This is a genomic window from Klebsiella sp. BIGb0407, assembly GCF_024807845.1.
In the GTDB taxonomy this organism is placed as follows: Bacteria; Pseudomonadota; Gammaproteobacteria; order Enterobacterales; family Enterobacteriaceae; genus JGM124.
This window is the reverse complement of record NZ_JANUEQ010000005.1, coordinates 64,666-82,899: the sequence shown is the minus strand read 5'-3', so window position 1 is coordinate 82,899 and position 18,234 is coordinate 64,666. Positions and strand designations below refer to the sequence as shown.

Here is an 18,234-nt window from a genome sequence, read left to right as displayed (position 1 = left end):
CGCAGCCTCTTATTTATTCTTATTACACATCGGGAAGCCAAGCGCTTCACGAGAAGCATAGTAGGCTTCAGCCACTGCTTTCGTCAGGGTACGAATACGCAGAATATAGCGCTGACGTTCAGTCACAGAGATAGCTTTACGGGCATCAAGCAGGTTAAAGCTATGCGCGGCTTTCAGAATACGTTCGTAAGCTGGCAGTGGCAGAGGTTTTTCTAAAGCCAGTAACTGTTGAGCTTCTTTTTCATATTGCTCAAAACAGGTAAACAGGAAATCGACATCGGCGTATTCAAAGTTATACGTGGATTGCTCAATTTCATTCTGGTGGAATACATCACCATAGGTTGTTTTGCCTAACGGGCCGTCGCTCCAGACCAAATCATAAACGCTATCCACGCCCTGGATATACATCGCCAGACGCTCTAAGCCGTAAGTGATTTCACCAGTGACGGGTTTGCACTCCATGCCACCGACTTGCTGGAAGTAGGTAAACTGAGTGACTTCCATGCCGTTAAGCCAGACTTCCCAGCCGAGGCCCCAGGCACCCAGGGTTGGGTTTTCCCAGTTATCTTCCACGAAACGAATATCATGAATCGTTGGGTCCATACCCAATTCTTTCAGCGATCCAAGATACAGTTCCTGAATATTGTCCGGTGAAGGCTTAATCACTACCTGGAACTGGTAGTAATGCTGTAAGCGGTTCGGGTTTTCGCCATAACGGCCGTCCGTCGGGCGACGAGAAGGTTGCACATAAGCAGCCGCCATTGGTTCTGGCCCTAACGCCCGCAGACAGGTCATCGGGTGAGAGGTTCCGGCGCCAACTTCCATGTCCAAAGGTTGAACAATGGTGCAGCCCTGGCGGGCCCAGTAATCCTGTAAAGTCAGGATCAGGCCTTGAAAGGTCTTGGTATCAAACTTTTGCATGTTGAATTCGCACGCGTTCCGTGGATTTAAGAGAAGCGGCCAGTATATACGCAAACGTCATCAAGTTGTATGGTCATGCCCCGGAAAAAGCGGCAACTGGGGAGGGGAATCAATAAATCAATGACATGCCCTGATAAAACAGAGCATGCCATTACAATAACCGGTATCGGAAATAAGCCGCCTTACCAGGTCGACATCAGATTCTGATTACTCTGGTACATCGCAAACAGATAGTTGTTATAACGATTACCTTTTTGAGAATAACCTTCCAGCTTATGGATCATCGTGCTGGCCGTGACTTCCTGATCCGCTTTACGTAACTGAGCGCGCGATTTACGGAAGGATGAATAGGCAGGATGAGTATTCAAATTAACGACATAAGAATTAACACCCTCTTTCAGCGAACCATAGTGCTGATAGCCTTTTACCTTACCCGGCTCACTATTGCAGTGCTTTTTAGAGCATTTCATCCCGAACAGATTATTGTTGCTACGGGCCAGTTTTGATGTCCCCCAGCCACTTTCTGCCGCTGCCATGGTAGCGGCCATTTTAGTCGGGATAATATCGACTCTTTCCAGCAAAGTATTCCAGGGTATACGTTTGGTATTTCCCTGCCAGGCTATTTTATAGCGGCGAGTAATATCTTTCAGACGCGAAACTTCCGTCGGTGAAAAACGACTTGAATAACGCTTTGTTATTAACCAATTACGTTCAGCGGTAATCACTGCATTTTGCTGAGTAATATATGGCATAACCGCCCGGAGAAACGCTTTTTTCCTTGGAGTTCCGGAAGGGTATTTTCGCAAATCAGGAAGCGAACTCATTTCACTTTTGCGAGAATACTCTTTTGTGCTGTGTGCCGTATTTTTAGTATTAACTTTTTTTATCGGGGCTTTGCTGTGCGCCTCTGCAACATGTGGACTGGCTAAAACTGTATTATTCAATCCCACCGACAGTAGCAAAAATATCGCGGCCCCTAACTGTTTTATTAGGGTTTTTATCATTCATTACTCCGAACAGAAAAAGGACTTTCTGACTAATCATTTCTAATTCAGTATAGAAAGCAGGCGCGAAAGATACCAAAAATAACTGCTTATGGCACGTTAAGAAAGGGTATTATTCCGAAAAAGCGCCGTGCTAAATCATAATAAAAAGAAAAAAGCATTGTAAAATTCGGGAGTTAATTGCCGATAACGAAAGAGTAAATATTGGCGAATTTATTCACCCATCCTGAGTGTATAAAGTAAAAACTGTCCGATGCGGTATAGCGGACGCATGTATTCAGCTCCTTCGTTGATACAGGATAACTGGCAAAATGAGCCTGGTTCAGAACCTGATAAAAAAAGCCTTCGCGACCAATAATGCGCATGAAGCCGCAAGCTTCTTAGCAAGTGCATGTAACCGTATGAAGCTGCAAAATAAAGAGCAAATTATATGGGAAGTGAATAGCGCACTGAACAATGTTAATCTTGACGATAAAACCGCTCCCCGAACTTCCTGCCAGGATTCACCAGAGACATTACAACGCTTACAGCTAGCCGAAGCTCGCGTTACCAGCCTGCTATCGCAATTACGTGAAGAGCAGCAAAAACACCTCTCGCCGCAAACTCTTTATTACGATACTCCGGAAACGACCAATCGACTGCGTCAATGTGAAAATCAGATAACTGAGCTAAAAAAAGCGCTGAATATTAGCCAGGAGATGCACCTGAAAGAGTCAGCCCTGGTACGCAGCGTGATGCAGCGGGAAATCGATAAACTACAAAGCCATTTTAATCGACACAGACAGACCGCCCAGCTAAAGGCTAATACTTATCATCAGGAAATAGCAGAGTCTCATCAGCGACTGGCCGCCGCGGATACACTGATCAAAACACAGCATGAAGCACGTCTGCGAGCTGAAGCAGAAGTAACGATATTGTCTGAAAAGCTACAGCAGATCCAGTCAGAGTATCTCTCTGGTTTTGAGCGGCATGCCAGTTTACATGCCCAGCTAAGCAGAACGCTTGATGAGCTCTCTGCGAGCAGAAATATGCTGGGTTCTCATATCGAACAGTGGCAGACAGACAAACAACCATAATCAGAATATTAAACTACAACTTCGGCTTAGATTTGATATAAAAAACTATAAACACTGTGTAAAGTCTGTTTGCACCGTGCCTTTACCAGCGTTATGGTTAGCCTCTTTCAAAAGATTCTGTAGATTATACGTTATGACGTTTTCTCTTTTCGGCGACAAATTTACCCGCCATTCAGGCATTACACGCCTGATGGAGGATCTCAATGATGGTTTACGTACCCCTGGTGCAATCATGCTGGGTGGAGGTAATCCCGCGCAAATTCCTGCAATGAATGACTACTTTAAACAGTTGCTTTCAGATATGCAGGATAACGGCAAACTCCTTGATACTTTGTGTAATTACGACGGACCACAGGGGAAAAGTGAGCTGTTGACTGCCCTGGCTGGCATGCTACGCGACGAATTAGGTTGGGATATTGAGCCGCAGAATATCGCACTAACAAATGGCAGTCAGAGCGCATTTTTCTACTTGTTTAATCTGTTTGCCGGACGCCGCAAAAATGGCACAACCAAAAAAGTGCTCTTTCCGCTGGCACCAGAATATATTGGCTATGCCGATTCTGGATTAGAAGAAGACCTTTTTGTCTCCACGCGCCCAAATATCGAGTTATTACCAGACGGACAGTTTAAGTACCATGTAGACTTTGAACATCTGCATATTGGCGAAGATACCGGCATGATCTGTGTATCACGTCCGACTAACCCGACCGGAAACGTCATCACTGATGAAGAGCTGATGAAGCTTGATGCGATGGCGAATGAGCACGGTATTCCATTAGTGATTGATAATGCCTACGGTGTCCCTTTCCCGGGTATTATCTTTACTGAAGCACGCCCACTCTGGAACCCTAATATCATCCTTTGCATGAGCCTTTCCAAGCTCGGGCTTCCGGGAAGCCGCTGCGGGATTATCATTGCCAATGATAAAGTCATTTCAGCAATCAGCAATATGAACGGAATTATCAGTCTGTCACCGGGCGGTGTTGGCCCGGCAATGGCCTGCGAAATGATTAAACGTAACGACCTGCTGAGGCTATCAGAAACAGTCATTAAACCCTTCTATCTCCAGCGGGTTCAGGAAACCGTCGCGATTATCCGTCGCCATCTGTCACCAGAGCGCTGCCTGATCCATAAACCTGAAGGCGCTATTTTTCTCTGGCTCTGGTTTAAAGACTTGCCAATCTCCACCGAACTTTTGTACCAGCGTCTGAAGAAACGCGGCGTTCTGATGGTACCAGGTCATTATTTCTTCCCGGGTCTTGAGAAGCCATGGCCTCATACACATCAATGCATGCGTATGAACTATGTGCCAGAGCCAGACAAAATTGAAGCTGGCGTTAAAATTCTGGCTGAAGAAGTCGAGCGGGCCTGGGCTGAATCGCGCTAAAAATAACGACAGTACTTATCAGGTTATTTTACTGGCAGAGGGGTTCTTCCCTTTGCCATAAATCTCCTCTCGTTTCTGAGTAGCTTCTCAACAATAAAACATCACTTTATCTTCTGCTTTAACCACTCAATAACGCTATTTTTAACCTGTTATTAACGAATCTATAGCTAATCGAGTTATTTCTGCGTAAAAGCCGTATTCATACATCATAAATACTTCTTTCTTGAAATAAATTCATCACATTAATAAAAACACTCACCCATACAACAACATCTGTTTGTTATTGACTTTCAATCAATTACAAAGATACTCAAGCGTTATACATTTAAAAATATTAAATAGTCATAATTCACAGGCAATACTGTGGATATCTATTACGCTTAGTACAGAATCGTGCTTAGAATTTTCATCGCGTGCAAATAAAAACAGCAACTTATGTTTTCTTTGCTAACGTGAACCTTGGCTGCTCTACAGCACAGAATTTTTATTTCTATAAAATTTATCAAAGGATTATTCATGATTTCATCATCAAGGTTACATATTCCTTTTCTGATAGCGCTTTTATTAGGTACATCTTCTGTTGCCGTTAATGCCGCCGACCATACGATTAAATTAGCGATTGGTGATGAACCTAGTGAAGGGTTTGATCCGATGCTGGGCTGGAGCCATGGCAGTTACCTGCTGTTGCACAGTCCGCTGTTAAAACAGAAAGCCGATCTCAGCTGGGACAGCTTTTTACTGAACGATTATACGTCCAGCCATGACGGCAGAACCTGGACCCTCACCCTAAAGCCAGACCTTAAGTTTTCTGATGGTTCACCGCTTACGGCAAAAGACGTGGTTTATACCTACAACAATGCGGCAGCCAGTGGCGGCAAAGTCGATATGGGTAACTTCTTAAAGGCAGAAGAGATTGATCCCCAGACCGTTCGCATTCAGCTTAAAGCCCCACAAAGCACCTTTATCAACGTCCTGGGTTCACTCGGAATCGTGTCGAAAGACAAATACGATGCCAAAACTTACGCCCAGAAACCTATTGGTGCAGGCCCCTATCGTTTAGTCAGCTTCCAGCCCGGCCAGCAGCTGATTGTTGAGGCGAACCCTTATTATGCCGGTAATAAAAACGACTTCGATAAACTGGTTTTTGTCTTCCTTGATGAAGACAGTGCTTATGCAGCAGCAAAAAGTCAGCAGCTCGATGTGGTGCGTATCCCGCCGTCGATGGCAGTCGAGCCTTCCAGTGAAATGAAGTTATGGGTGCAACCAAGCGTTGAAAACCGCGGAATCGTCTTCCCTACCACCCCTGCGGGTGAAAAAAACGCCCAGGGTTATCCTGTCGGAAATGATATTACGTCTGATGTCGCCATCCGTAAGGCAATTAACTACGCTATTAATCGTCAGTTGCTAGCAGATCAAATTCTGGAAGGCCATGCGATTCCAGCCTATACCGGTGTACAGGGACTGCCCTGGGATAATAAAGAAGCCGCGATAAAAGACGGTGATATTGAAAAAGCCAAAGAAATTCTCGAACAAGCTGGCTGGAAGCTCAATAGCCAAGGGATTAGAGAGAAGAATGGCGTACCCGCTAAAATTACTCTGTGGTATGCCAGCGGTGATGCCACGCGGCGTGACTTAGCGCAAACCGTCCGTTCCATGCTGAAACCTATCGGCATTGACGTTGACTTAAAATCCGGTAGCTGGGAAATCGTTGAACGTAATATGCATGCTAACCCAACTCTGTTTGGCTGGGGCAGCCTCGACCCGATGGAGTTATACCATCACTATAGCGGCGGGGCAGCGGGTATCGGTTATTACAACCCGGGCTATTATAAGAATGCGGAAGTTGATAAACATCTTCAGCAAGCGCTGGATGCACCAGACTGGAAACAGGCAATACCCCACTGGCAGCAGGTCGACTGGGATGGTAAGAACGGGGCCGGTATCCGGGGTGATGCCGCCTGGGCATGGCTGTTAAATATTCAGCATACTTATCTGGTAAATCCTTGTATCGACTTAGGGAAAGGTGCTCCAGAAATTCATGGCTCCTGGTCAGCGCTGAATAATCTTGATAGCTGGAAATGGACCTGTAACTAATGCGCTCAGTGCCGGTATTTTTCCTGCGCTTAATATGTCTGCTTCTGGTAACAGCAGCAGGCACCTTTGTGTTACTCAGCTTTTCACCTGTTGACCCTATTCGCGCCTATATCGGCAGTGACTTGCTGCATGTCCCCCCTGAACAATATCCGCTGATCGCCGCCCGCTGGGGGCTGGATTTACCCCTATGGCAGCGCTTTCTGCACTGGTTTATGCAGATGATACAGGGCGACCTGGGCTATTCGATGCTCTACAACGCCCCTGTCGGCCAGGTGATTGGTGAACGGTTTGCCACCTCATTTGCCTTACTGCTTTCCGCCTGGATATTTTCCGGTATCCTCGGGCTATTAATGGGGTTAACCGCCGGGCGCTATCTCAACCGCTGGCCGGACCGCCTTATTTCAAGTTTCTCCTATTTGCTAGCTTCCCTACCCACCTTCTGGATAGGCCTCCTGTTACTGTCATTATTTGCCGTCCAGCTTAACTGGGCACCGATTTGTTGTGCCTGGACACCGGGTAGTAACGCTGAAACCGCCAGTTGGGGCGATAAGCTCCATCACCTTATTCTGCCTTGTATTGCTTTAGGGCTACTGGGTGTCGGTAATATTGCACTCCATACTCGGGCCAAGGTAGCCGAGGTAATGAACAGTGAATTTATTCGCTACGCTCAGGCGCAGGGTGATAAGGGCTGGTCACTGGTGCGATTTCATATCCTGCGTCATGCGATAACCCCGGCGCTATGCCTGCAATTCGCCTCTCTGGGGGAATTACTCGGTGGCTCTTTGCTGGCGGAAAAAGTCTTCGCCTATCCGGGCCTGGGACAAGCCACTATTGATGCCGGGCTCCACGGTGATATTCCCTTATTAATGGGGATCGTGATGTTTTGCGCCATTCTGGTGTTCTGCGGAAACAGTATCGCCAACGGACTCCTGCATCGTCTGAACAGGGGGCTGCGCGGTCAATCATGACATATAACCCTAATCAGGCATTATTGCGGCTCGCCGTTTCCTTCATATTGCTATCAGGTTTAGTGATTTATGGGTTTTCTATTTATCACCTTGATATACCGATGGAACTGCTGGCCAGGCGCCAACCGCCCTCTAGTCTCTACTGGTTCGGTACTGACAGCCTGGGACGTGATTTATGGCTACGCTGCTTTCAGGGGCTGACCACCAGCTTACAGATTGGCTTAACCGCCGCCTTTACCAGCGGTCTGATTTCTCTACTTGCCGCCGCATTATGTTCGATTAATAAAACCATGGACTATCTGATCCGTGGTCTGATCGACAGTATGCTGGCGCTACCTCATCTACTGTTACTGGTGCTGATTTGCTTCACTCTGGGCGGCGGTAAAGAGGGAGTGATTCTGGCGGTAGCTTTCACACACTGGCCAAAACTGGCCTTGATTCTGCGGGCAGAAATTCTGCGTATTCGTGAAACGGACTACGTGAAACTGTCCCATCGTCTGGGCAACGGTAATTTCTATCGCTGGCGTCATCATCTGCTACCTTTAATACTGCCGCAATGGATAGTGGGCACACTGCTGATGTTCCCGCATGCTGTATTACACAGCGCGGCGCTGAGCTTTCTGGGATTTGGTTTATCACCGCATGAAGCCTCGCTAGGCATTTTACTTGCCGATGCCCTGCGCTACTTAAGCAGCGGTGCCTGGTGGCTGGCATTTTTCCCGGGCCTGATATTAGTCGGGTTAGTGCTTATTTTTGACCAACTGGCCCGAGCGCTTCAACAGCTCTGGGTAAGGGTGTCATGATGCTGAAATTCTCAAATTTTTCTCTCGATGTTGCCCACTATCGCTGGCTGGGACGTAAAACCTGGCATCCCCTGTTGAGTGATATCTCTTTAGAGGTCCGGCCGGGTGAATTAGTCGCGCTGGTCGGCGGCAGCGGCGAAGGTAAAAGCCTGCTATTGCAAAGTGTACTTGGTTTGATTCCGGACAATATGCGCTGTCGTGGCGAGATTATTCTGGATGGAAAGACGCTGGACACCCGAGAAAAAATAGAGAATCGCGGTAAGTCCGTCTGTTATGTCCCTCAGGGCGTTAGCGCCTTAAATCCACTGATTAAAGTGGGTTCACAAATCACCCGGGCAGCACAACTGAGTGGCGTTGAATTACGCCTTAAAGATGTCGCCATGCAGTTGCAAACTTATAATCTTGCGCCAGGCTTAATCTATGACTTTCCCCGGCAGTTATCCGGGGGAATGGCAAAACGGGTACTGGCAAGCTGTGCGACCCTGACTCATGCACAATATATTCTGGCTGATGAGGTGACCTCCTGGCTGGACGATGAGCATGCCTGTCAGCTACTGACCCACTTACGCGCTTTTTGTCAGCAAGGACGAGCGATTTTATGGGTCACGCACGACTTAGCGCTGGCGGCGCGATTTGCCGACAAAATTGCGGTGCTCCGCCAGGGGGAAATATGCGAAACGCTGCGGGCTGATGAGCTGAAAAATAAGGGTGGAAGCGAATGGCTGCAATCATTGTGGGCCGCGCTACCGGAACAGCAATTTATCAGCCAGGCCATTTCGCAAAGAGAGGAAACTGAACATGCTGACTATCGATAAGCTATCGATAACCCAGGGGGGGCAACAGCTCTGGGAGGATGTTTCATTCACTCTTAACCCGGGTGAGCGTTTAGGGATCTCAGCGCCCAGCGGATTTGGCAAAACAACGCTTGGCCGGGTGATTGCTCAATGGCAGACCCCCACCAGCGGCCAGGTACTTATCGATGGTATACCTCCGGCTAATACCGGTTACTGCCCGATTCAGCTCGTTCCCCAACACCCTGAACTCAGCTTCAATCCTTACCGTACTACTGGCGATAGTCTGCGTGATGCCTGGAGACCTGATGCTCAGTGGCTTGAGCGTATGGCGGTTAATCCAAACTGGTTAAAACGCAGGCCTGATGAGTTATCCGGGGGAGAATTAGCCCGTATTGCGCTGTTACGCGCCTTAGATCCGCGAACTCGCTATTTAATTACCGACGAAGTGACGGCTCAGCTTGATGCACATATTCAGGCACAAATTTGGAAAGTCCTGCTGGAAGAGACCCAAAAACGTCCATTAGGATTAATTATTTTTAGCCATAACAAAGCCTTACTGGAAAGAGTCTGTTCAAGGATATGGATCCCTGGCAGAAAACATAAATCGCCCCATGACGACGGGGGCTCATTGCCTCCGGTAAACAGGGCGATTTCGTTTTAACTGGTTAACCTTAGCCAGGCGGGTTGTTTTATAAGGTGTTTATTCACCATTGTGGTTGTCGTTATTTTTCACTTTATTAACAGATACAGGAGGGCTCATGCAGCTCACCCCAAGAGAAGTTGAAAAACTCATGATTTACACGCTGTCTGACGTGGCATTCAAACGTAAAGCACGTGGTCTGAAGCTCAATTATCCGGAAGCGGTTTCTATTATTACCGTCACTGCGATGGAAGGTGCCCGGGATGGCAAAACCGTAGAAGACGTCATGAAGGAAGCCAGCCAGGTTCTGACAAAAGACGATGTGATGGAAGGCGTTGCCGATCTGATACCTAACGTTCAGGTTGAGGCCATTTTCACCGACGGCAGCCGTCTGGTAACGGTACACGACCCTATCAAGTAATGATGAACCGCGTGCGAGTAAAACCTGAATTGAATATTGCAGAGGATTAAAGCATGAGCGCGAAAAAGAATACCCAGACCAATCCTGAAGAAAATACACCACTCGGGGGCGTTATTTTAGCCGATACCCCGATTACCTTTAATGAGACCAGACCGTCCGTTAAAGTGAAAGTCCGTAATACCGGAGACCGTCCTATTCAGGTCGGCTCTCACTTCCATTTCTTTGAAGCCAACCGTGCGCTGGAATTTGACCGCGAAGCGGCTTATGGCAAACGGCTGAATATTTCATCCACCACCGCGATCCGTTTTGAGCCAGGTGATGAAACCGAAGTCTCGCTTATTCCTTTTGGTGGCAAACAAACGCTCTACGGCTTCAACAATCTGGTTGATGGCTGGGCGGGTGAAGGCGTGGTCCCGGGAAGTCAACGTCCTGACAAACTGCAATCACTGCGTCTCGCAGAAGCGCGCGGCTTTAAATCGCCTAAGAAGTAAGCGGTAATACTATCTAAATTCAATGACGTGTAGCTAATAAGCTGCACCTCCCGAAAAAAGAAAGGAACGAAAGATGCCTCAAATTTCTCGGCAAGAATATGCGGGTCTGTTTGGCCCGACTACAGGTGACAAAATTCGTCTCGGCGATACCAACCTGTTCGTTGAAATTGAAAAAGATTTACGTGTTTATGGTGAAGAGTCTGTCTACGGTGGCGGTAAGTCACTGCGTGACGGTATGGGTGCCGATAACACCCTGACCCGTGATAATGGCGTACTCGACCTGGTAATTACCAACGTGACTATCGTTGATGCCCGCCTTGGCGTGATTAAAGCTGACGTCGGTATCCGTGATGGCAAAATTGTCGGTATCGGTAAAAGCGGTAACCCGGGAACAATGGACGGCGTCACCCCGGGACTGGTTGTCGGTGTCAGCACCGATGCGATTTCTGGCGAACACTTAATTCTGACTGCAGCAGGTATCGATAGCCATATCCACCTGATCTCTCCTCAGCAGGCTTACCATGCCCTTTCTAACGGCGTAACCACCTTCTTCGGCGGCGGTATCGGGCCAACAGATGGAACCAACGGTACCACTGTCACCCCGGGTCCCTGGAACATTCGTCAGATGTTACGTTCCGCTGAAGGTCTGCCGGTTAATATCGGCTTACTGGGCAAGGGTAACTCCTTCGGTCGTCAACCGCTGATTGAGCAGGCTATTGCTGGCGTAGTCGGTTATAAAGTGCATGAAGACTGGGGCGCTACAGCCAATGCTATCCGCCACTCTCTGCGTATGGCTGACGAACTGGATATTCAGGTTTCTGTCCATACCGACAGTCTGAACGAATGCGGTTATGTTGAGGATACCATCGATGCCTTCGAAGGCCGTACTATCCATACCTTCCATACCGAAGGTGCCGGTGGCGGTCACGCGCCGGATATCATTCGCGTTGCCAGCCAGTCCAACGTCCTGCCAAGTTCAACTAACCCGACTCTGCCGTATGGCATCAACAGTCAGGCTGAACTGTTCGACATGATCATGGTATGTCATAACCTGAATCCTAACGTTCCGGCTGACGTGTCGTTTGCTGAAAGTCGTGTGCGTCCGGAAACTATCGCTGCAGAAAACGTACTGCACGATATGGGCGTTATCTCGATGTTCTCCAGTGACTCTCAGGCGATGGGGCGTGTTGGTGAAAACTGGCTGCGCATCATCCAGACCGCTCATGCAATGAAAGCTTCTCGCGGTAAATTGCCAGAAGATGCACCGAATAACGATAACTTCCGTGTACTGCGCTATGTCGCCAAAATCACCATTAACCCGGCGATTGCCCAAGGTGTCAGCCATGTTCTCGGTTCGGTTGAAGTCGGCAAAATGGCAGACCTGGTTCTCTGGGATCCTCGCTTCTTCGGCGCGAAACCAAAAATGGTGATTAAAGGCGGCATGATCAGCTGGGCGGCAATGGGTGACCCTAACGCTTCCCTGCCAACACCACAGCCCGTGTTCTATCGTCCTATGTTTGGTGGAATGGGTAAAACATTGCAAGACACCTGTGTCACCTTCGTTTCTCAGGCAGCGTTAGACGATGGCGTCAAAGAGAAAGCCGGTCTCGATCGTCAGGTTATTGCCGTGAAGGGCTGCCGTACCATCTCGAAAAAAGACCTGGTGCGCAACGACAAGACTCCGCATATCGAAGTTGACCCGGAAACCTTTGCGGTCAAAGTCGATGGCGTACATGCCACTTGCGAGCCTATTGATACGGCAACCATGAACCAACGCTATTTCTTTGGTTAATCGGTAAATCAGGACGTAAATACCTTTCAGTGTGTCCGTTATGACGACGGGCGCACTGACTGGCTAAAAAATAGAGATAAGGAATAGCAGCATGATTTTGATCGAAGATATTCTCGGCAATGTCAAAAAAGACACCGTCTGGCAGGAAAGACTGAAAGATGCCACTCTGGATTTGTTAGTTCTCGATCAGCGTGAAGCACAAAAAAGCCGCTGCCGTAAACTCAGCACCCAGGGCGTTGATTTGGGTATTTCGCTCGACAGACACGTTATGCTGGCTGACGGTGATGTCCTGTCATGGGATGAGCAGAATAATGTTGCCATCATCGTGCAAATTAACTTACGTGACGTGATGGTTATTGACCTTAGCGAATTAAAAAATCGCTCACAGGACGAGTTAATTAAAACCTCTTTTGAGCTGGGCCATGCGCTGGGTAATCAGCACTGGAAAGCGGTCACCAAAAATAACAACGTTTATGTACCGCTGACAGTCGCCACGACCATGATGGAATCTGTTATGAGAACCCATGGCTTCCAGCATCTTCCTTTCCATTTCGTCAAAGGCCAGGAAATCCTGCCGCTGCTCAGTAACTCCGAAGCGCGCTTACTATTCGGTGGTGCGGAAGATACTGATACGCATGTTCATGTCGCAAGTCCTCTGGATGCTCCCCATGCCGGTAGCGCAGTTCATTCACATGGTCATGGCCATAGTCACAGCCACTCACATGGTCATAGTCACTCTCATGACCATGACCATGACCATGACCATAATCATGATGACCATAAACACGGATAGTTTGCAGGAGGCACGACTATGAATGCATCAGATCTCATTCGTATCATGCAATTTGGTGACTCGGTTCTGCCTGTGGGTGCCTTTACCTTCTCCAATGGTGTGGAATCGGCAATTCAGGCTGGCGTCGTTCGGGATGTGCCAACCCTTAAAGGTTTTGTTCTGACCGCACTGAAACAAGCTGCCAGCTGTGATGGTATGGGAGTGGTGGTCGCTCACCGGGCAGTGCTGGCTGACGACAAAGAGATGCTCTTCAGAGCTGACTGGGCGGTGAATAATCGTAAGCTAAATGAAGAAAGTCGACTGATGGCAACCCGTATGGGGAAAAAACTGGCCGAAATGTCGATACGGGTTGTGGAACATCCACTGATTGAATGGTGGTTACAGGAAATCAAAGCGGGTAACGCTGCCGGTACCTACCCCGTCACCCAGGCGCTGGTGATGGCAGTTCAAGGTATCGGGGAGCGCGAAGTCGTGGTTATGCATCAATACGGTGTCGCCATGACGATGCTCAGTGCCGCAATGCGCCTGATGCGAATTACCCACTTCGAAACGCAGCATATTATGTTCGAGTTAAGCAAAGACATCGAAATATTCTGTGAGATTGCCGAGAGGGCTGATATCGACCAGATGTCTTCTTATGTACCTATTGTCGATATTTTAGCGGCAATGCATGTACAGGCGCATGTCCGTCTGTTTAGTAACTAACTCACGATAACGTAAAAACTATTTTGTGTAGTGGAAACCGTTCAACTCCGCGACACAGTTAAAATTAAATAATAAAGAGGAATACACCGTGAATAGCCATTCAACCGATAAACGCAAAAAAATTACCCGCATTGGTATTGGTGGCCCGGTAGGTTCAGGTAAAACCGCCATTATCGAAGTGATCACGCCGATTTTAATTCGTCGCGGACTGAAGCCACTGATCATTACTAATGACATTGTGACCACCGAAGATGCCAAGCAGGTTAAACGCACGCTGAAAGGGATTTTAGATGAAGATAAAATCCGTGGTGTAGAGACCGGTGCTTGCCCTCATACCGCGGTACGTGAAGATCCAAGCATGAATATTGCTGCCGTAGAAGAGATGGAAGAACAGTATCCGGACAGCGACCTTATTATGATTGAAAGCGGCGGCGACAACCTGACGCTAACCTTCAGCCCGGCGCTGGCCGACTTCTATATCTACGTTATCGATGTGGCCGAAGGGGAAAAAATCCCGCGTAAAAATGGCCCGGGTCTGGTACAGGCCGACATTCTGATTATCAATAAAATTGACCTCGCCCCTTATGTAGGTGCCAGCCTCGATGTAATGGAAAGTGACACCAAAGTCGTTCGTGGCAACCGTCCTTATATTCTGACTAACTGCAAAACCGGGCATGGTATTGAAGAGCTGGTCGATATGATCATGCGTGACTTCTTATTTACCCATGTAGAAAAACAAGGAGAGCCTGCATGATTCGACAGAGCCAGAACATCGCGGAAACACCTTCCCGGGTTCGTGCTCATGCGTTGGGTGTTAACGCACCAGAACTCGCAGAATATCAGGATGAACCAGCACAAATGCGTAGTGGAACTGTGGGGAAAAGTGGCTATCTGAAGCTAAGATTTGCCAAGCGTGAGCGTCGTAGTATTTTGGCCGAAATGGAACGACGGGTGCCCTCTATGGTGCAGAAAGCACTGTACTGGGATGAAGAGATACCGGAACTGCCTTGCGTCACAATGATTTCAACATCCGGGTGCATATTACAAGGTGACCGACTGGCAACAGATGTGATAGTGGAAGCGGATGCTTGCGCTCATGTCACCACCCAGTCGGCGACCAAAGTTCATATGATGAACGCTAACTATGCGACCCAGATCCAGCATTTTATTGTAGAAGAAAAGGGTTATCTGGAGTTTATGCCAGACCCGCTGATCCCGCATCGTGACTCGCGTTTTATTACCGATACGCTGATCGATATTCATCCCAGCGCAACGGTACTCTACTCAGAAGTTTTGATGTCCGGTAGAAAATACCACCATGAGGATGAGCGCTTTGGGTTTGATGTTTTCTCCTCGCGTATTGTGGCGAAAAGTCCCGAGGGCAAAGAGTTATTCGTCGAGAAATATATTCTTGAACCGCAAGCGGAAAGTCTTGATGCCGTCGGCGTGATGCAGACCTTTGATACCTTCGGTAACGTCATATTACTGACGCCAAAGGAACATCACGACCGTATTTTAGCGCGTATCACAGCTAAGTTTGATATGGAAAATCATATTGCCAGCGGTGTCACCCGATTACCGAATGACTGTGGTTTAATTTTCAAAGCGCTAGGTATCGACAGTGGTGGCGTCAGAAATGAAATTCGGCATTTCTGGAAAGTCGCCCGGGAAGAGATCCTCGGCGTGACCTTGCCAGAAAAATTCTTATGGCAATATTAAAACGTTAGTATTTCTCATCGTTGCAGCGAAATATCGCTGCAACACTCAAGCAACTCGATGTATGACGAGTACACAGCTGCTTATATCAGAAGGGCAAAATCATGACTGCGAAAACAGGCAAACAATCCGCATGGTCTCAACTCAGTGCTTCCAATGTTTTCATTGAATTTATTGATGTAACGCTCCGCGGCTGTGCTCAGGTTATGTTCCAGAATAATCCATTAACCGGGCTCTTTTTCTTTGCCGCGGTATTTGTCGGTGCCTACGCTGAAGGTAACCCCGCGGCAGCCTGGGGCTGTGTCCTGGGGACGGTAGTAGCTACCCTGACAGGTGCCCTGATGCCAGATAAAGACTCATGGAAAGTGGGACTTTTTGGTTATAACGGCTGTCTGGTCGGTGTTGCATTACCGACGTTCCTTGAGCCGAATGCCGCTCTCTGGGGCTGTATTGTCCTCGGCAGTATCGTCTCTGTGATTGTGCTTATCTGTATTGCCGATATTTTAAAAGTCTGGAAAGTTGCAGCCCTGACAGCACCTTTTGTGCTCGTGTCGTGGATTATCTTCCTCGCCAGCTATGATTTCAGTGCGTTACACAGCATTGGTTTACCAGCCCCAGCATTACCTCAGCCTCTGGTGGCTCATGAGATAGTAGGTAATGATTTCGCAGTGAGAACCTTCAACGGTATCTCTGAGGTGTTTTTATTCAGTAGCTTAATTGCCGGGGTTTTGTTTGTTATCGGGCTTGCGGTTGAATCAATCTGGGCAGCTGTTTTTGCCGTAGGTGGCTCAATTCTGGCGCTGCTGACCGCAATGGCTCTGGGCGCAAACCCTTCCAATATTGATGCCGGGCTGTATTCATTCAGTGCCGTATTAACCGCCATCGCTCTGGGTTCAACCTTTAATAAACCGAGTAAACGCGTGATTCTGTATACCATTGTCGGTGTTATTTTTACCGTCATCGTTCAGTCAGCGCTCGGCGTACTACTGTCACCTGTCGGTATACCGACGCTGACCATGCCATTCGTCATTGCGTCATGGCTGTTCCTGGTACCGAATAAAGATGTGATGCCAGAACACAGAAAATAGTGAAGAGGGTAAAACCGAAGGCGAATTAATTCATAAGATTCGTCTTCGGTACATTATTCAGAGCAAATTTCGCCGCTATCATATAACTGAAATAATAATTGATATTCAGAAATTAAATCGCAGAATTGATAATATTGCAAAAACAATAAAGTGCTCTATGTTTTAGTTAGTAGAATCAATAAATATCTGCTTCATGAGCAATGAGTAACCACATATACCTTGATCAATCATGGTTACTCATAATGTATGATAACAAGCAAAACCAGGCTAAAAACATATGGAAAACAAACTTCTTCTTCTTCAATCTTTAGACATTCCAAATACAGCATTTATGCTGATTTGCGCAAGTCTTGTTATGCTGATGACACCGGGGCTCGCATTTTTCTATGGGGGTCTGGTTCCACGCAAAAGTATTCTGAACATAATGTTTCAGAGTTTTTGCTCAATGGGATGGGTCGCCATTCTGTGGTTTGCCGTCGGTTACTCGCTCTCATTTGGCCCGACAGTCAATGGTATCTTCGGCGACCCCTTCTATTACGCATTCTTAGATAATATCCAGCCGAATACTATGTATACCGGCAATAGCGGAGGTATTCCGCTGCTGGTACATTTTATCTATCAAATGATGTTTGCCATTATTACCCCAGCATTGATTACTGGGGCCTTTGCTAACCGCGTTAACTTCTCAGCCTATCTGATTTTCCTGACGCTCTGGACTCTGCTGGTTTACTGTCCGTTTGTTCATATGGTCTGGAGTCCGGACGGCATCTTCTATAAATGGGGTGTTGTTGACTTTGCTGGTGGTATTGTCGTTCATGCGACCGCAGGTTTTGCTGCATTAGCTTCAGCCCTGTACGTCGGTAAACGTATGGTCAAATCAGATGGCTCACACAATATTCCTTATATTGCACTGGGTGCTGGCCTGCTGTGGTTCGGCTGGTTTGGTTTCAACGCCGGCTCCGAACTTCGTGTAAACGCCGTTACCGTTTCAGCCTTTGTCACCACCCACACCGCGGCAGCCTTTGCCGGTGTAGTCTGGCTTATCATTGAAAAATTCCATACCGGTCGTCCAAAACTGGTCGGCTTCCTGACAGGTTCAGTTGCCGGCCTTGCGACTATTACCCCGGCTTCGGGTTATGTTTCTGTTCAGTCAGCGGCTCTTATAGGGATAATCGCGGCATGTGTTTGTTACTGCGCGGTTCTGCTGGTAAGAAAACATCTTGATGATGCCCTGGATGTCTTTGGTGTTCACGGTGTTGGTGGTATTACCGGTTCAATTTTAGTCGGTATCTTCTGTTCAACGCTCTGGAACCCTGCTGGTCCTGAAGGTTTACTGTCAGGCGGCGGCTTCACTCAGATCTTTAAACAGGTTGTCGCAGTCGTCTTTACCTCTGCCTGGTCATTTATCTTTACCCTGCTAATTCTGTGGGTTATCAATAAGTTTACCCCTGTTAAAGTTGACCAAAGTAAAATGGGTGAAGACTTGGACTCCGGTATGTTTGGCGAACGAGCCTACACCGACGAAAAATAATTAAGTGTTA

Annotated in this window: 18 protein-coding genes; 16 read left to right on the top strand and 2 right to left on the bottom strand. The window is 47.8% G+C overall.

Annotated elements, in window-relative coordinates:
- Window positions 1-9 precede the first annotated feature (9 nt).
- Both glyQ and M2387_RS15665 read right to left on the bottom strand, forming a co-directional pair.
- Window positions 10-921, bottom strand: coding sequence for a glycine--tRNA ligase subunit alpha (glyQ, locus tag M2387_RS15670; RefSeq protein WP_259050752.1), 912 nt, complete (start codon window positions 919-921; stop codon window positions 10-12).
- 182 nt (window positions 922-1,103) lie between these two features.
- Window positions 1,104-1,925: a protein bax gene (locus M2387_RS15665; RefSeq protein WP_259050751.1), complete on the bottom strand. Its 822-nt coding sequence runs from the start codon at window positions 1,923-1,925 to the stop codon at window positions 1,104-1,106.
- 311 nt (window positions 1,926-2,236) lie between these two features.
- Here M2387_RS15665 and M2387_RS15660 point away from each other — a divergent pair, with 311 nt between their 5' ends.
- The 16 genes from M2387_RS15660 (at window position 2,237) to M2387_RS15585 (ending at window position 18,224) form a co-directional block, all read left to right on the top strand.
- Window positions 2,237-3,001 (top strand): hypothetical protein, encoded by a 765-nt coding sequence (locus tag M2387_RS15660; RefSeq protein WP_259050750.1) that lies wholly within the window; start codon window positions 2,237-2,239, stop codon window positions 2,999-3,001.
- A gap of 133 nt (window positions 3,002-3,134) precedes the next feature.
- Window positions 3,135-4,388: a valine--pyruvate transaminase gene (gene avtA / locus M2387_RS15655; RefSeq protein ID WP_259050748.1), complete on the top strand. Its 1,254-nt coding sequence runs from the start codon at window positions 3,135-3,137 to the stop codon at window positions 4,386-4,388.
- Between the two features lie 516 nt (window positions 4,389-4,904).
- On the top strand, window positions 4,905-6,482 hold the full coding sequence (locus M2387_RS15650) for an ABC transporter substrate-binding protein (protein WP_259050746.1): 1,578 nt from the start codon (window positions 4,905-4,907) through the stop codon (window positions 6,480-6,482).
- Window positions 6,482-7,450, top strand: a complete 969-nt coding sequence (locus M2387_RS15645) for an ABC transporter permease (protein WP_259050744.1) — start codon at window positions 6,482-6,484, stop codon at window positions 7,448-7,450. The genes M2387_RS15650 and M2387_RS15645 overlap by 1 nt, the downstream gene beginning before the upstream one ends.
- A complete protein-coding gene (locus tag M2387_RS15640) occupies window positions 7,447-8,253 on the top strand; it encodes an ABC transporter permease (protein WP_259050743.1) in 807 nt (268 codons plus the stop codon). The genes M2387_RS15645 and M2387_RS15640 overlap by 4 nt, the downstream gene beginning before the upstream one ends.
- Window positions 8,253-9,068, top strand: a complete 816-nt coding sequence (locus M2387_RS15635; RefSeq protein WP_259051144.1) for an ATP-binding cassette domain-containing protein — start codon at window positions 8,253-8,255, stop codon at window positions 9,066-9,068. Before M2387_RS15640 ends, M2387_RS15635 begins: the two co-directional genes overlap by 1 nt.
- Window positions 9,052-9,708, top strand: coding sequence for an ABC transporter ATP-binding protein (locus tag M2387_RS15630; protein ID WP_259050741.1), 657 nt, complete (start codon window positions 9,052-9,054; stop codon window positions 9,706-9,708). The genes M2387_RS15635 and M2387_RS15630 overlap by 17 nt, the downstream gene beginning before the upstream one ends.
- 97 nt (window positions 9,709-9,805) lie before the next feature.
- On the top strand, window positions 9,806-10,108 hold the full coding sequence (locus tag M2387_RS15625; RefSeq protein ID WP_259050738.1) for an urease subunit gamma: 303 nt from the start codon (window positions 9,806-9,808) through the stop codon (window positions 10,106-10,108).
- A 53-nt stretch (window positions 10,109-10,161) separates the two neighbouring features.
- Window positions 10,162-10,599, top strand: coding sequence for an urease subunit beta (gene ureB / locus M2387_RS15620; RefSeq protein WP_259050737.1), 438 nt, complete (start codon window positions 10,162-10,164; stop codon window positions 10,597-10,599).
- A gap of 73 nt (window positions 10,600-10,672) precedes the next feature.
- Window positions 10,673-12,391: an urease subunit alpha gene (locus M2387_RS15615; RefSeq protein WP_259050727.1), complete on the top strand. Its 1,719-nt coding sequence runs from the start codon at window positions 10,673-10,675 to the stop codon at window positions 12,389-12,391.
- 91 nt (window positions 12,392-12,482) lie between these two features.
- Entirely contained in the window at window positions 12,483-13,184 is a 702-nt protein-coding gene (locus M2387_RS15610) for an urease accessory protein UreE (RefSeq protein ID WP_259050726.1), read from the top strand.
- Window positions 13,185-13,202: 18 nt separating this feature from the next.
- On the top strand, window positions 13,203-13,889 hold the full coding sequence (locus M2387_RS15605; protein WP_259050724.1) for an urease accessory protein UreF: 687 nt from the start codon (window positions 13,203-13,205) through the stop codon (window positions 13,887-13,889).
- Window positions 13,890-13,977: 88 nt separating this feature from the next.
- A complete protein-coding gene (gene ureG, locus M2387_RS15600) occupies window positions 13,978-14,643 on the top strand; it encodes an urease accessory protein UreG (RefSeq protein WP_259050722.1) in 666 nt (221 codons plus the stop codon).
- Complete coding sequence (locus M2387_RS15595) at window positions 14,640-15,608, top strand: urease accessory protein UreD (protein WP_259050716.1); 969 nt, start codon at window positions 14,640-14,642, stop codon at window positions 15,606-15,608. The genes ureG and M2387_RS15595 overlap by 4 nt, the downstream gene beginning before the upstream one ends.
- A gap of 101 nt (window positions 15,609-15,709) precedes the next feature.
- The gene (gene yut, locus M2387_RS15590; protein ID WP_259050713.1) at window positions 15,710-16,693 is read left to right on the top strand and encodes an urea transporter; all 984 of its coding nucleotides are present in this window, start codon (window positions 15,710-15,712) and stop codon (window positions 16,691-16,693) included.
- A gap of 277 nt (window positions 16,694-16,970) precedes the next feature.
- Window positions 16,971-18,224, top strand: coding sequence for an ammonium transporter (locus tag M2387_RS15585; RefSeq protein ID WP_259050710.1), 1,254 nt, complete (start codon window positions 16,971-16,973; stop codon window positions 18,222-18,224).
- Window positions 18,225-18,234: the final 10 nt, after the last annotated feature.

Bases quoted from the DNA above. Each gene is read 5' to 3' on its own strand.
- glyQ (WP_259050752.1), bottom strand. From the start codon at position 921: ATGCAAAAGTTTGATACCAAGACCTTTCAAGGCCTGATCCTGACTTTA.
- M2387_RS15665 (WP_259050751.1), bottom strand. From the start codon at position 1,925: ATGATAAAAACCCTAATAAAACAGTTAGGGGCCGCGATATTTTTGCTA.
- M2387_RS15660 (WP_259050750.1), top strand. From the start codon at position 2,237: ATGAGCCTGGTTCAGAACCTGATAAAAAAAGCCTTCGCGACCAATAAT.
- avtA (WP_259050748.1), top strand. From the start codon at position 3,135: ATGACGTTTTCTCTTTTCGGCGACAAATTTACCCGCCATTCAGGCATT.
- M2387_RS15650 (WP_259050746.1), top strand. From the start codon at position 4,905: ATGATTTCATCATCAAGGTTACATATTCCTTTTCTGATAGCGCTTTTA.
- M2387_RS15645 (WP_259050744.1), top strand. From the start codon at position 6,482: ATGCGCTCAGTGCCGGTATTTTTCCTGCGCTTAATATGTCTGCTTCTG.
- M2387_RS15640 (WP_259050743.1), top strand. From the start codon at position 7,447: ATGACATATAACCCTAATCAGGCATTATTGCGGCTCGCCGTTTCCTTC.
- M2387_RS15635 (WP_259051144.1), top strand. From the start codon at position 8,253: ATGCTGAAATTCTCAAATTTTTCTCTCGATGTTGCCCACTATCGCTGG.
- M2387_RS15630 (WP_259050741.1), top strand. From the start codon at position 9,052: ATGCTGACTATCGATAAGCTATCGATAACCCAGGGGGGGCAACAGCTC.
- M2387_RS15625 (WP_259050738.1), top strand. From the start codon at position 9,806: ATGCAGCTCACCCCAAGAGAAGTTGAAAAACTCATGATTTACACGCTG.
- ureB (WP_259050737.1), top strand. From the start codon at position 10,162: ATGAGCGCGAAAAAGAATACCCAGACCAATCCTGAAGAAAATACACCA.
- M2387_RS15615 (WP_259050727.1), top strand. From the start codon at position 10,673: ATGCCTCAAATTTCTCGGCAAGAATATGCGGGTCTGTTTGGCCCGACT.
- M2387_RS15610 (WP_259050726.1), top strand. From the start codon at position 12,483: ATGATTTTGATCGAAGATATTCTCGGCAATGTCAAAAAAGACACCGTC.
- M2387_RS15605 (WP_259050724.1), top strand. From the start codon at position 13,203: ATGAATGCATCAGATCTCATTCGTATCATGCAATTTGGTGACTCGGTT.
- M2387_RS15595 (WP_259050716.1), top strand. From the start codon at position 14,640: ATGATTCGACAGAGCCAGAACATCGCGGAAACACCTTCCCGGGTTCGT.
- yut (WP_259050713.1), top strand. From the start codon at position 15,710: ATGACTGCGAAAACAGGCAAACAATCCGCATGGTCTCAACTCAGTGCT.
- M2387_RS15585 (WP_259050710.1), top strand. From the start codon at position 16,971: ATGGAAAACAAACTTCTTCTTCTTCAATCTTTAGACATTCCAAATACA.